Source organism: Burkholderia sp. HAN2018, from assembly GCF_024704855.1.
Classification (GTDB): domain Bacteria; phylum Pseudomonadota; class Gammaproteobacteria; order Burkholderiales; family Burkholderiaceae; genus Burkholderia; species Burkholderia cepacia.
Genome location: NZ_QOBB01000202.1, coordinates 1 through 12,835 on the forward strand (window position 1 = coordinate 1; position 12,835 = coordinate 12,835).

Genomic DNA, 12,835 nt, shown 5'->3' on the forward strand with positions numbered 1-12,835 from the left:
GTGGCCGCGACGCACCACGAGAATGGCCGCCGCGGCCTTGGCCCGCGCAAATTTGGCTTTCTACAGTCGTTCCCGACGGCACGAGCCGTCCGTCCCCAGTTCGATGCGGAGTCCAGAAGAATGAATCGTCACGATAGCGTTCGCGCCGCGTGCTGCGCGATGATGGTCCTGGCCGGTACCGGTGCGCACGCGCAAGGCAACGTGACGCTGTACGGCGTGATCGATGCGGGCATCCGCTACGAAACGCACGGCGTGTCGTACGGCGCCGACGGCACGCCGGTGTCGACGGGCCGCAAGATCTCGATGGCCGACGGGGGCGGTCTGACGGAAAGCTACTGGGGGCTCAAGGGCAACGAGGATCTGGGCGGCGGGCTGTCCGCGCAGTTCAACGTCGAAAGCCACTTCGGCCCCAACAGCGGCGCCATCGTGCCGGCCGGCTCGCCGAATTTCTTCCAGGTCGCGTACGTGGGGCTGACGTCGACGTCGCTCGGCCAGCTCTCGCTCGGGCGCCAGTACAACGTGCCGTTCGAGATGGCGTCGCTGACCTTCGGCTCGAACCTGTGGGCCGGACCGCAGGACCCGTACTTCAACCTGTTCAAGCCGGAGCAGACGATGCTCGCGGGCGCGCGCACCAGCAACATGATCCAGTACGGCGCGCAGCTCGGCAGCTTCTACCTGCTCGCGCAATATGCGCCGGGCGGCCACGCGGGCGGCGGCGTGCGCGGCGGCCAGCTCGGCGCGGCCGCCGCGTATGCGCCGGACAAGGGACCGCTCACGGTCGGCGCATCGTTCATGCGCAGCTGGGACGACGTCACGCACGGGAAATTCGACATCTACACGGGCGGCGGCTCGGTGACCATCGGCAACGCGACCGTCAACGCCGGCTACATCGAGAACGCACGCGACAACGACTTCACGTCGTTCGAGAACGGCCCGTTCAGCCCGACCGATCTGGCGGGGCTCGGGATCATCTCGCCCGCGCAGGTCGTCGACCCGACCGTGCCCGGCGGGTTCCGCCGCCGCAAGATGGCGCTCGCGGGGCTGACCTACCGCTTCACGTCGGCGTTCACGGCGGCCGTCAACGCGTGGTGGACGCAGCAGTCCGGTTATACGGCGGATTTCGACGGCCGTGCGCGGCAGTTCCAGGTGATCGCCGGCTACAGCCTGTCGAAGCGCAGCATGCTCTATGCGGAAGTCGACTACGCGATCTACCGCGGCGGGCTGGTCGGCGCGCAGCTGGTCGGCGTGAACGGCCAGGCGCCGAGCACCAGCACCACGCAGCTCGGTGCGACGGTCGGCCTGCGTCACTACTTCTGAAGCGGGGCCGCGCGGGATGTGGGCGATCGCGGCCGGGGCGGCGCCGGGTCTCCGGCCGGGCGGGACGAGTACAATCCATGGAAAAAAATACGGAGCATCCATGGACGATACCGACCGTTATACGACGGCGAATCTGCCGGTCCATCTGTTGCGGTGCCTCGCGGAGACAAGCAAGGAACTGGGCATCGACCCCACGCGGCTGTGCCTCGGGCTCGGCTTCGACGTCGCCGACCTGTCGAATCCGTCGTGCCGGATTTCATTGCGCCAGGCGAGCACGATGATCCGCCGCGCGCTCGAGATGGCGCCGGGGCGGGCGCTCGGCCTCGAACTCGGCACGAGCGAGACGATCGCGTCGATCGGGCTGGTCGGCTATGCGATGCTGACGAGCCCGACGCTGAAGGACGCGATCGTGACCGGTATCGGGCTGCAGCGCCACACGGGGCCGCTGATGCGCTTCGACGTGATGTCGGATGCGCGCACGCTGTCGGTTCGCGCCACCAACGTCTTCCTCGAGCCCGACATCGAGGCGTTCCTCGTCGAGGAGGCGTTCGGCAGCTTCATGAAGATCGGGCGCTCGCTCGTCGGCCCCGCGTTCCAGCCGAAGGTCGTCGATCTCAGCTACCCGCCGCCGGCCTATGCGGAGCAATACGCCCGCGTGTTCCCGTGCCCGGTGCGGTTCGAACAGGAGCAGAACCTGTTTTCGTGCGACGCCGCGCTCGGCAACCGCCCGATCGCGACCCACGATCCGCTCGCGCATCGCCAGGTGCTCGAATTCCTGCAGGACGCGCTGCCGCCCGAACCCGAAGGCACCGAATTTCTCGAATCGATCGAACGGATCATGCGGCGCGACCTGCGGCATGCGCCGTCGCTCGCCGAGATCGCCGCGCAGCTGTGCATGAGCGAGCGCACCCTGCGACGGCGGCTCGCCGACCAGGGCGTGTCGTACCAGACGGTGATCGACACGATCCGCCGCAAGCGCGCGTTCACGCTGCTGAGCAATCCGCGGCTGTCGATCGAGGATGTTGCACACGAAGTCGGGTTCAGCGACGCGCACAACTTCCGCCGTGCGTTCAAGCGGTGGACGGGGCACGGGCCGAGAGAGGGGCAGCGGGCGGCGATGTAGCGGCGCGGCCTGCCCGCACGACGCGATGACCGTTCGCGTGCGACGTACGACTACGCGTCCACGGCTCCCTGCTGCAACAACACCGCGTCGCGCTTCTCCAGCAGATGCCGCCGCAGGATCGCCGCGAGCGCCTTGCCGTCGCGCGCCTCCAGCGCCTTGATCATCTCCTCGTGATCGTGCACCGCGCGATCCCATTTCTCGACGTGCTGGTTCGAACGGAACCGCATCGACATGATCCGGCGATTGATCGACTGGTACGTGGCGCGCAGCGCCGAGTTGCGCGCGGCCTCGTTGATGCGGTCGTGGATTTCCTGGTTGCGGCTGTAGTAGCCGGGCAGGTCGTTCTGCAGCCGGCACGCGAGCATCGAGTAATGCAGCGCCTTGATCTCCGCGAGCTCCGCTTGCGTGATGCGCTCGCAGGCCAGCTCGCCTGAAAACGCCTCCAGCCCCGACATCAGCTCGAACGTCTCGCGGATCTCCGATTCGCTCATCCGGTACACGCTCGCGCCGCGATTCGGCGACAGCACCAGCAGCCCCTCGGCCGCCAGCACCTTGAATGCCTCGCGCAGCGGCGTGCGCGAGATGCCGAGCGTCTCGCACAGCTCGCGCTCGTTCAGCCGCATGCCCGGCGCAAGCACGCCTTCGACGATGAATTTGCGCAGGTGCTCGACGACCGTGTCGTGCAGCCGCTGCCGCTCCAGTTTCGGCAGTGCCGGCGCGCCGCCGGCCTGCTCCAGATCATTCAAATCTTGCATGCAAAATCCTTCCTTCTTGCTTCACGCGATTCTACTTCAACTCGCCCGACCCGAATATCTCCCCGCCAACGCCGGGTAAACACCGGCATTTTCGGCGAAATCAGTCCTTGGGTTTGCCGCGATCGCTCTGCTAAAGTATTTTGCATGCAAAATTCAAAATGCAACCAAGGAGACAGAACAACCATGCTGCAACTCGACTTTCATCCGTCCGGCCGCCATTTCCTGCAGATTCCGGGGCCGAGCCCGGTGCCCGACCGCATCCTGCGGGCGATGAGCTATCCGACCATCGACCACCGTGGCCCCGAATTCGGCGCGCTCGGCCTCAAGGTGCTCGCCGGCATCAGGAAGATCTTCAAGACCACGCAGCCGGTGATCATCTATCCGGCGTCGGGTACCGGCGCATGGGAGGCCGCGCTGACCAACACACTGAGCGCCGGCGACACCGTGCTGATGTACGAGACCGGCCACTTCGCGACGCTGTGGAAGAAGATGGCCGACGCGCTCGGCCTGAAGCCCGAATTCCTCGGGCTGCCGGGCATCGAAGGCTGGCGCCGCGGCGTGCAGCCCGACATGATCGAGGCGCGCCTGCGCGCCGATACCACGCACGCCATCAAGGCGGTGTGCGTGGTGCACAACGAAACCTCCACCGGCGTCACCTCCGACATCGCGGCCGTGCGCCGCGCGATCGACGCGGCCGGCCACCCGGCGCTGCTGATGGTCGACACGATCTCGGGGCTCGCGTCCGCCGACTACCGCCATGACGAATGGGGCGTCGACGTGACAGTGTCGGGTTCGCAGAAAGGGCTGATGCTGCCGCCCGGCATCAGCTTCAACGCGGTGTCGCCGAAGGCGCTCGCGGCGAGCGGGCACGCGACGCTGCCGCGCGCGTTCTGGGGCTGGCACGAGATCATCGAGGCGAACAGGAACGGCTACTGGCCGTACACGCCGAACACCAACCTGCTGTACGGGCTCGCCGAAGCGCTCGACATGATCCTCGGCGAAGGGCTCGACGCGGTGTTCGCGCGCCACCAGCGGCTCGCGGAAGCCACGCGCCGCGCGGTGCGCGCGTGGGGCCTCGAGATTCAGTGCGCGGACCCGGCCGTCTACAGCCCCGTGCTGACCGGCGTGATGATGCCCGACGGCGTCGACGCGGACGCCGTGCGCAAGCTGATCTACGAACGCTTCGACATGTCGCTTGGGCAGGCGCTCGGCAAGATGCGCGGCAAGATGTTCCGCATCGGCCATCTCGGCGACTGCAACGACCTCACGCTGATGGCCACGCTCGCCGGCTGCGAGATGGGGCTGAAGCTCGCCGGCGTGCCGGTTGCCGCGAGCGGCGTCGTCGCGGCGATGGACACCCTCGCATCGAACACGCACGCCCCCGCGCTGCGCGCGGCGGCATGAGCGCCGGCGGGCGGCGCGCACGTTTCCCGCACGCCGCCTGACGCGCCCTTTCCGCTTCACGGGCGGCCGCGCGGTCGTCGCGACACGCACCGGCCGCTGCCGGCGCCCGCCCCGCTTCATCGGCACGACCCATCTCGATGCCGGCCTCGACGCCGGCACGGGCAGCAAGCCAGACAACATCCAGGAGACGAAACATGAAGCTGTTCCGAGCGACCGGCATCGTGCTGGTGATGCTGTGCGTGATGTACTTCATCACGTACCTCGATCGCGTGAACGTGAGCACGGCCGCTGCCGGGTTCGGCAAGGAATTCGGGCTGAACAGGACGGAGATCGGCCTCGTGTTCTCCGCGTTCGCGTATCCGTATCTCGTATTCCAGATCATCGGCGGCTGGGTCAGCGACCGCTTCGGCGCGCGCCGCACGCTGCTCGCCTGCGGGCTGCTGTGGGCCGTCGCGACGCTGCTCACCGGGATGGCCGGCGGCCTCGCGTCGCTGCTCGCCGCGCGCCTGCTGCTCGGGCTCGGCGAAGGCGCGACGTTCCCGGCGGCCACGTCGGCGATGTCGCGCTGGGTGCCGCGCGAGAAACGCGGCTTCGCGCAGGGCATCACGCATGCGTTCTCGCGCGTCGGCAACGCGGTCGCGCCGGCCGCCGTCGTCGCGGTGATGGCCATGTACGGGTGGCGCGAATCGTTCTATATCTGCGGCGTGATCAGCATCGTGTGGGTCGCGGTGTGGGCGCTCGTCTATACCGAACACCCGAAGGACCACCCGCGCATCACGCAGGCCGAACTCGACGCGCTGCCGCAACCGAAGCCGAAACCCGCCGCCGTGCCCTGGGGCCCGTTGTTCCGCCGGATGATGCCCGTCACGATCGTGTATTTCTGCTACGGCTGGACGCTGTGGCTGTTCCTGAGCTGGATTCCGCAGTATTTCCTGCACAGCTACGACCTCGACCTGAAGAAATCGGCGGTGTTCGCGTCGGCGGTGTTCTTCGCGGGCGTGATCGGCGACACGCTCGGCGGGATCGTCACCGACCGCATCCTCGCGCGCACCGGCAGCCTCAAGCGCGCACGCAGCTGGATGGTGTCGATCTGCATGCTGCTCACGCTGCTGTCGCTGTTGCCGCTGCTGTTCACGCATCACCTGTACGTGTCGATGGCGTGCCTCGCGGCCGGCTTCTTCTTCGCCGAAATGACGATCGGCCCGATGTGGGCCGTGCCGATGGACATCGCGCCGGAATACTCGGGCACCGCGAGCGGGATGATGAATTCCGGCTCCGCGCTCGCGGCGATCCTGTCGCCCGTGATCTCCGGCTTCGTGATCGACCGCTTCGGCAGCTGGGAGCTGCCGTTCATCGGCAGCATGGTGCTGATGGGGGTGGGCGTGCTGCTCGCGTTCCGCATGCAGCCGGAAAGCCGCTTCGCCGGCGCACCCGCCGAACAACCGGCCGCCAATCGCTCGCCGGCCTGATGCCGACGGGCGCTGCCGCCCGCGGCGCCCGCCTTTTCCCCGACTGCAACGATGACCCAAGCTACCCACGACCTCGCCGTCCGGCTCGCCGCCGGCTGGCAACACGGCATCGCGTTCGCCGCGCTGCCTTCGGCCCTCGTCCCCGCCGATGCCGACGCCGCCTATGCGGTGCAGGCGCAACTGCTCGCCGAGCGCCGTGCCGCGATCGGCGCGTGGAAGGTCGGCGCGAAACGGCCCGACGGGCCGATCCAGGGCGCACCGCTGCCGGACGACTGCCGCCATGCGAGCGGCGTCACGCTGCCGCGCGGCGCGTTCCGGCCGCTCGGCCTCGAACTGGAGATCGCGTTCCGCTTCGGCCGCGACTTCGCGCCGCATGCGCCCGCCTATGCCGACGACGAAGTGTTCGACGGTATCGCGCAGATGGGCGCCGCGATCGAGATCGTCGCGAGCCGCTTCCGCGAATGGCCGGACGTCGCGCCTGCCGCCCAGCTCGCCGACCTGCAGAACCACGGTGCGCTCGTGCTGGGCGAGATGACCGGCTATCGCGCCGATTTCCCGTTCGCCGCGCCGGCCCCGGCGTTCACGTTCGACGGGCACGACATCGCCGGCACCGCACCTGGCACCAACCCGGCCGGCGACCCGCGCCGCCTGCTGCCGTGGCTCGTGAATCACGCGTCGCGGCGCGGCATCGCGCTGCCGGCCGGCACCGTCGTCACGACCGGCTCGTACACGGGCATGCATTTTCCGCAGGCCGCGGGCACGGCCGTCGGCCGCATCGCGGGGCTGCCGCCCGTCAGCGTCACGCTTGCCTGATCCCTCACCCGATCCTCGCCCGATCCGTTCCCACCCGATACCGACCGCCGCCATGACATCCGCCGTCTCGCCTTCGCTGGTTCGCCCCGTCCATCTCGTGCCGTCGCAAGGCGCCGCGCTGTCGCCGCTGTTCGAGCGGCTGCGGCGCGAAATGCGCGGCGACGTCCACGCCGATCGCGCGAGCCGCGGTCGTTATGCGACCGACGCGTCGATCTACCAGATCATGCCGCTCGGCGTGGTCGTGCCGCGCGACCAGGACGACCTGCGGATCGCGCTCGACATCGCACGCGACCGCAAGATTCCCGTGCTCGCGCGCGGTGCCGGCACCAGCCAGTGCGGGCAGACGGTCGGCGAGGCGCTCGTCGTCGACAACAGCAAATGGCTGAACCGGATCGTCGCATTCGATGCGCAGGCACGCACCGTCACCGTCGAGCCCGGCATCGTGCTCGACCACCTGAACGCGTGGCTGAAACCGCACGGGCTGTGGTTTCCGGTCGACGTGTCGACGGCTGCGCAATGCACGATCGGCGGGATGGCCGGCAACAACTCGTGCGGGTCGCGCTCGATCGAGTACGGCAACATGGTGCACAACGTGCTCGCGATCGACGCGATCCTCGCCGACGGCAGCGAATGCCGGTTCGGCTCGCTCGCACAGCCCGTCACCGATCGCCGCACGCTCGAGCTGCTGCACGGTGTCGAACGCATCGCGAAGCGCGAGCGCGACGAGATCGTCGAGCGCGTGCCGAAGGTGCTGCGCCGCGTGGCCGGCTACAACCTCGACCTGTTCGACTGCCAGAACCCGCGCGCTTACACAGACGACGGTCACGCGAATCTCGCGCACCTGCTCGTCGGCTCGGAAGGCACGCTCGCCTACAGCCGGCAGATCACGCTGAAGCTCGCGCCGCTGCCCGCGCACAAGACGCTCGGCGTCGTGAACTTCCCGACCTTCTACCAGGCGATGGACACCGCGCAGCACATCGTGAAGCTGAAGCCGGTGGCCGTCGAGCTGGTCGATCGCACGATGATCGACCTGTCGATGGAGAACCCGGCGTTCCGGCCCGTGATCGAACAGGCGCTGGTCGGCCGGCCGCAGGCGATCCTGCTCGTCGAGTTCGCGGGCGAATCGCGCGACGCGCAACACGCGCAGCTCGACCGGCTCGCCGAACTGATGGCCGATCTCGGCCTGCCCGGCAGCGTCGTGAAGATGACCGACGCCGGCGCGCAGAAGGCGCTGTGGGAGGTGCGCAAGGCCGGGCTGAACATCATGATGAGCATGAAGGGCGACGGCAAGCCGGTGTCGTTCATCGAGGATTGCGCGGTGCCGCTCGAACACCTCGCCGAATACACGCGCCGCCTGACCGACGTGTTCCACAAGCATGAGACCGAAGGCACGTGGTACGCGCATGCGAGCGTCGGCACGCTGCACGTGCGGCCGATCCTCGACATGCGGCGCGACGGCGCGACGCGCATGCGCGAGATCGCCGAAGAGGCGGCGGCACTCGTGCGCGAGTACAAGGGCGCGTATTCGGGTGAACACGGCGACGGGCTGTGCCGCGGCGAATGGGTCGCGTGGCAGTACGGCCCGCGCCTGAATGCGGCGTTCGCGGAGATCAAGAAGCTGTTCGATCCCGACAACCGCTTCAACCCGGACAAGATCGTCAATCCGCCGAAGATGGATGCGCGCGAGCATTTCCGTTTCGCGCCCGGCTATGCGGCGCTGCCGCTGCGGCCCGCGCTCGACTGGTCGGCCTGGAACGTCACGCGCAATCCGCTGACCGGCGAAGAAACCGCCCCCGGCTCGGGCACCGACATCACGCACGGGCTCGCGTCGGCCGTCGAGATGTGCAACAACAACGGCCACTGCCGCAAGTTCGACGCGGGCACGATGTGCCCGAGCTACCGCGTGACGCGCGACGAACAGCACGTGACGCGCGGCCGTGCGAACACGCTGCGGCTCGCGGTGACGGGCCAGCTCGGCGCCGACGGCCTCGCCGGCGACGACGTGAAGGCCGCGCTCGACCTGTGCGTGTCGTGCAAGGGCTGCAAACGCGACTGTCCGACGGGCGTCGACATGGCGCGCTTCAAGATCGAGGCGCGGCACGCGTGGAACCGCAAGCACGGCACGACGCTGCGTGAACGGCTCGTCGCGTATCTGCCGCGTTATGCGCCGTGGGCCGCGCGCATGCGCGGCGCGATCGCGTTCGTCGATCGCGTGCCGGTCGTCGCGTCGTCGATCAAGCGATGGATCGGCCTCGCGCCGCAGCGTGCGCTGCCCGGGTTCGCGCGGCCGTTTCTGGCGGATACGGGGGCGGGGGCGGGTGCATCAACGCCCTCGCAAACCGGCTCGGCCACCCGCGAAGTGCTGCTGTTCGTCGATACGTTCAGCAACTACCAGGAACCGGACAACGCACGCGCCGCGCAGGCCGTGCTCGAAGCGGCCGGCTACACCGTGCATTTCAACGTGCGCGCAGGCGCGCGACCACTGTGCTGCGGGCGCACGTTCCTCGCGGCCGGGCTCGTCGACGAAGCGAAGTCCGAGGCCAGTCGCACGCTCGATGCGCTGCGGCCGTACCTCGAACGCGGTGTCGCAATCGTCGGGCTGGAGCCTTCGTGCCTGCTGTCGATGCGCGACGAGTTTCTTGCCTACGGTTATGGCGACGAAGCCACACGGCTCGCGAGCCACGCGTTCCTGTTCGAGGAGTTTCTCGTACGCGAACACGAGGCCGGCCGGTTGTCGCTGCCGCTGCACGCGATCGATGCGAACGAAGCGCTCGTGCACGGCCACTGCCATCAGAAGGCGTTCGGCGCGTTCACGCCGGTGCAGACGGTGCTGCGCTGGATTCCGGGGCTCAAGGTATCGCCGGTCGAATCGTCGTGCTGCGGGATGGCCGGCAGCTTCGGCTATGAAGCCGAGCATTACGCCGCATCGCAGGCCATGGCCGAACTGTCGCTGCTGCCGGCCGTGCGTGCGCGGGCGGAAGGCGCGATCGTCGTCGCAGACGGCACGAGTTGCCGGCATCAGATTCAGGACGGCGCGCAAGCGCAGGCCGTGCATGTGGCGAAAGTGCTGGCGCGGGCATTGCGAAGCTGACCGCCGCCGCGTGCGCATCACCGCGGTTCGCCGATCCCGCCCATCAGCGTCACCAGTTGCTCGCGCAGCCACCGGCTGCCCTGATCCTGATCCGCGCTGCGATGCCAGTAGCAGAAGTATTCGAGCGCCGGCATCTCGAACGGCAGTTCGAGAATCCGCGCCGGATAACGCTGCAGCAGCCGCAGCGGAGCCGTCAGCGCCAGGTCGCCGCGCATCGCGATCAGCGGCGCGACCATGTAGTGCTGCACGCGCATCTGGATGGTGCGGCGCAACCCGAGGCGCGTCAGCTCCGCGTCGACGTGCCCGCTGCCCTTGCGGCGGCTCGACACGTGGATGTGCCCCATCGACAGGTAGTCGTCCATGGTGAGCGTGTCGCCCTTGAACGGGTGATCGTCGCGGATCATGCACGCATAGCGGTCGCGCACGAGCAGCGCCTGATGCAGGTGCGGATCGCCGATCAGCGGCGCGTCGATCGCGATGTCGACGGAGCCGTTCGCGAGCGCGGTCGCGACTTCACGGCGATCCATCGTGTAGCTGCGCACGTGCATGCCGGGCGCATGCTTCTGCAGCAGTTCGCCGAGCGCGGGCAGCAGCAGCGCTTCGGTCAGGTCGCTCATGCTCATCCGGAACACGCGCGTCGACGACGCCGGATCGAACACGTCGCCTTCGTGCGCGCTCGAATCGAGCAGCTGCATCGCCTCGCGCACACGGCCGACGATGTTCTCGGCCAGCGGCGTCGGCATCATCCCGGCCGGCGTGCTGACGAACAGCGGATCGTTCAGGGTCTTGCGCAGGCGCGCCAGCGCGTTGCTGACGGCCGGCTGCGTGAGATTCAGCACCTCGGCCGCGCGCGTCAGGTTGCGCTTGGTGTAGATCGCGTCGAATACGACGAACAGGTTCAGGTCAATCTTCGAAAGGCGCATCGCCGGATCTCCTTGCCGGCATCTTACGGCGTGCGCCACCCGCTCGTCCACGGCCCTGCGCATCCCGGCGCGACGCTCAGGCGCGCAGCGGCGGCGTCAGGTACGGCGCCGTCGAACCCGGCTCGCCGTCCTTGATTTCCATCCGCGCGATCGCCTGCAGGTGCACCTCGTCCGGGCCGTCGGCGAAGCGCAGCGCGCGGCCCCAGGTCCAGAGGTCGGCGAGCGGCGTATCGGGGCTCAACCCCGCCGCGCCGAACACCTGCATCGCGCGGTCGCAGACGTTCGCGTACACGGTCGGCACCAGCGCCTTGATCATCGCGATTTCCTTGCGCGCGGCCTTCGCGCCGACCTTGTCGATCATCCACGCGGCCTTCAGCACGAGCAGGCGCGCCTGCTCGATCTCGATGCGCGAGCGCGCGATCCATTCGCCGACCGTGCCGTGCCGGTTCAGCGGCTTGCCGAACGCGACGCGCGACTGCGCGCGGTCGACCATCAGCTCCAGCGCGAGCTCGGCCGCGCCGATCGACCGCATGCAGTGGTGGATGCGGCCCGGCCCGAGGCGGGCCTGCGCGAGCGCGAAGCCGCTGCCTTCCTCGCCGAGCAGGTTGCTCGCCGGCACGCGCACGTTGTCGAACGTGATCTCGCAATGCCCTTCCGGCGCGTAGTGATTGACCACCGTGATGTTGCGCACGACCGTCACGCCCGGCGTGTCGCGCGGCACGAGAATCATGCTCTGCTGCCGGTGCGACTCGGCCTCGGGATCGGTCTTGCCCATCACGATGAAGATCTTGCAGTTCGGATGCGCGGCGTTCGTGATGAACCACTTGCGGCCGTTGATCACGTACTCGTCGCCCACGCGCTCGATGCGCGTCGTGATGTTCGTCGCATCCGACGATGCGACATCGGGCTCCGTCATCGCGAACGCCGAACGGATCTCGCCGCGCAGCAGCGGCTTCAGCCACTGCTCGCGCTGCCCGGGCGTCGCGAACATGTGCAGCAGCTCCATGTTGCCGGTGTCCGGCGCGTTGCAGTTGAACACTTCCGACGCCCAGCCCACGCGCCCCATGATCTCGGCGAGCGGTGCGTATTCGAGGTTCGTCAGGCCCGTGCCGGGCTCGTCGTCCTTCAGGTGCGGCAGGAACAGGTTCCACAGCCCTTCCGCCTTCGCGCGCTCCTTCAGTTCCTCCATGAACGACACGGGATACTGGCCCGCGTGCACTTCCTCGTTCCACTGGCGGATGCGCGGCACGATGTGCGCATCCATGAATGCGCGCACGCGGCTGCGCAGTTCTTCCACTTTCGGGGTGTAGCCAAAGTCCATGATCGACTCCTCGATTCCGTTCGTTCGGTTCCGTCAGAAGGCCGAGACACCGCCGTCGACGGCGACGGCCTGCCCGGTCAGATAAGTGTTTTCCTTCGCGCACAGCGTCAGCATCGTCGCGACGATTTCCTCGGGCCGGCCGAGCCGCTTCATCGGCGAGCCCTGCGCGAGAAAATCCTGGCGGTCGCCGATATCGCTGTCGGTGACCATCGGCGTCGTGCTGTAGAACGGGCACACCGCATTCACGCGAATGCCGTGGCGCGCGTATTCGATGGCCGCCGTCTTCGTGAGCCCGACCACCGCATGCTTCGACGCCGCGTAGGCGGCCAGCTTCGGCGCGCCGCCGAGCCCGGCCATCGACGCGACGTTCAGGATCACGCCTTCGCGCTGCGCGAGCATCTGGCGGATCTGGTGCTTCATCCCGAAGAACACGCCCTTCGCGTTCACCGCGAAGCTCAGGTCGAGATCGGCTTCGTCGGTGTCGATCAGCGCCTTCATCGGCGGCGCGATGCCCGCATTGTTGATGCCCACGTCGAGCCGGCCGAAACGCTCGGCCGCCGCATGCACCAGCGCGGCGACGTCCGCTTCGGCACGCACGTCGCAGCGCCGCGCGATCACG

General features: G+C 68.3%; 10 protein-coding genes. 6 read left to right on the top strand and 4 right to left on the bottom strand.

Annotation, left to right across the window (positions count from 1 at the left end; genetic code table 11):
- The first annotated feature begins 120 nt into the window (after positions 1-120).
- Both DPV74_RS32515 and DPV74_RS32520 read left to right on the top strand, forming a co-directional pair.
- Positions 121-1,317, top strand: a complete 1,197-nt coding sequence (locus tag DPV74_RS32515) for a porin (RefSeq protein ID WP_119338673.1) — start codon at positions 121-123, stop codon at positions 1,315-1,317.
- Positions 1,318-1,417: 100 nt separating this feature from the next.
- Entirely contained in the window at positions 1,418-2,440 is a 1,023-nt protein-coding gene (locus DPV74_RS32520) for an AraC family transcriptional regulator (RefSeq protein WP_027790048.1), read from the top strand.
- A 50-nt stretch (positions 2,441-2,490) separates the two neighbouring features.
- On the opposite strand, the gene DPV74_RS32525 is transcribed toward DPV74_RS32520, so the two are convergent.
- The gene (locus DPV74_RS32525) at positions 2,491-3,195 is read right to left on the bottom strand and encodes a GntR family transcriptional regulator (protein ID WP_049098499.1); all 705 of its coding nucleotides are present in this window, start codon (positions 3,193-3,195) and stop codon (positions 2,491-2,493) included.
- A 183-nt stretch (positions 3,196-3,378) separates the two neighbouring features.
- Here DPV74_RS32525 and DPV74_RS32530 point away from each other — a divergent pair, with 183 nt between their 5' ends.
- The 4 genes from DPV74_RS32530 to DPV74_RS32545 all read left to right on the top strand — a co-directional run bounded on the left by DPV74_RS32530 (position 3,379) and on the right by DPV74_RS32545 (position 9,972).
- A complete protein-coding gene (locus tag DPV74_RS32530) occupies positions 3,379-4,599 on the top strand; it encodes an alanine--glyoxylate aminotransferase family protein (protein WP_060083029.1) in 1,221 nt (406 codons plus the stop codon).
- A gap of 194 nt (positions 4,600-4,793) precedes the next feature.
- Complete coding sequence (locus DPV74_RS32535; RefSeq protein ID WP_119338674.1) at positions 4,794-6,068, top strand: MFS transporter; 1,275 nt, start codon at positions 4,794-4,796, stop codon at positions 6,066-6,068.
- 51 nt (positions 6,069-6,119) lie between these two features.
- Positions 6,120-6,881, top strand: coding sequence for a 2-keto-4-pentenoate hydratase (locus tag DPV74_RS32540; RefSeq protein WP_119338675.1), 762 nt, complete (start codon positions 6,120-6,122; stop codon positions 6,879-6,881).
- Between the two features lie 52 nt (positions 6,882-6,933).
- On the top strand, positions 6,934-9,972 hold the full coding sequence (locus DPV74_RS32545; RefSeq protein WP_119338676.1) for an FAD-binding and (Fe-S)-binding domain-containing protein: 3,039 nt from the start codon (positions 6,934-6,936) through the stop codon (positions 9,970-9,972).
- 17 nt (positions 9,973-9,989) lie between these two features.
- Here the strand turns inward: DPV74_RS32545 and DPV74_RS32550 are convergent, their stop codons facing one another.
- From DPV74_RS32550 to DPV74_RS32560, 3 genes are all read right to left on the bottom strand, one after another.
- Entirely contained in the window at positions 9,990-10,895 is a 906-nt protein-coding gene (locus DPV74_RS32550; protein WP_027790054.1) for a LysR family transcriptional regulator, read from the bottom strand.
- Positions 10,896-10,971: 76 nt separating this feature from the next.
- The gene (locus DPV74_RS32555; RefSeq protein ID WP_119338677.1) at positions 10,972-12,216 is read right to left on the bottom strand and encodes an acyl-CoA dehydrogenase family protein; all 1,245 of its coding nucleotides are present in this window, start codon (positions 12,214-12,216) and stop codon (positions 10,972-10,974) included.
- 33 nt (positions 12,217-12,249) lie between these two features.
- Positions 12,250-12,835: SDR family NAD(P)-dependent oxidoreductase (locus tag DPV74_RS32560; RefSeq protein WP_119338678.1), on the bottom strand; the 586-nt coding region annotated here is incomplete at its 5' end.

Coding starts and splice junctions, on each gene's coding strand:
- DPV74_RS32515 (WP_119338673.1), top strand. CDS start 121: ATGAATCGTCACGATAGCGTTCGCGCCGCGTGCTGCGCGATGATGGTC.
- DPV74_RS32520 (WP_027790048.1), top strand. CDS start 1,418: ATGGACGATACCGACCGTTATACGACGGCGAATCTGCCGGTCCATCTG.
- DPV74_RS32525 (WP_049098499.1), bottom strand. CDS start 3,195: ATGCAAGATTTGAATGATCTGGAGCAGGCCGGCGGCGCGCCGGCACTG.
- DPV74_RS32530 (WP_060083029.1), top strand. CDS start 3,379: ATGCTGCAACTCGACTTTCATCCGTCCGGCCGCCATTTCCTGCAGATT.
- DPV74_RS32535 (WP_119338674.1), top strand. CDS start 4,794: ATGAAGCTGTTCCGAGCGACCGGCATCGTGCTGGTGATGCTGTGCGTG.
- DPV74_RS32540 (WP_119338675.1), top strand. CDS start 6,120: ATGACCCAAGCTACCCACGACCTCGCCGTCCGGCTCGCCGCCGGCTGG.
- DPV74_RS32545 (WP_119338676.1), top strand. CDS start 6,934: ATGACATCCGCCGTCTCGCCTTCGCTGGTTCGCCCCGTCCATCTCGTG.
- DPV74_RS32550 (WP_027790054.1), bottom strand. CDS start 10,895: ATGCGCCTTTCGAAGATTGACCTGAACCTGTTCGTCGTATTCGACGCG.
- DPV74_RS32555 (WP_119338677.1), bottom strand. CDS start 12,216: ATGGACTTTGGCTACACCCCGAAAGTGGAAGAACTGCGCAGCCGCGTG.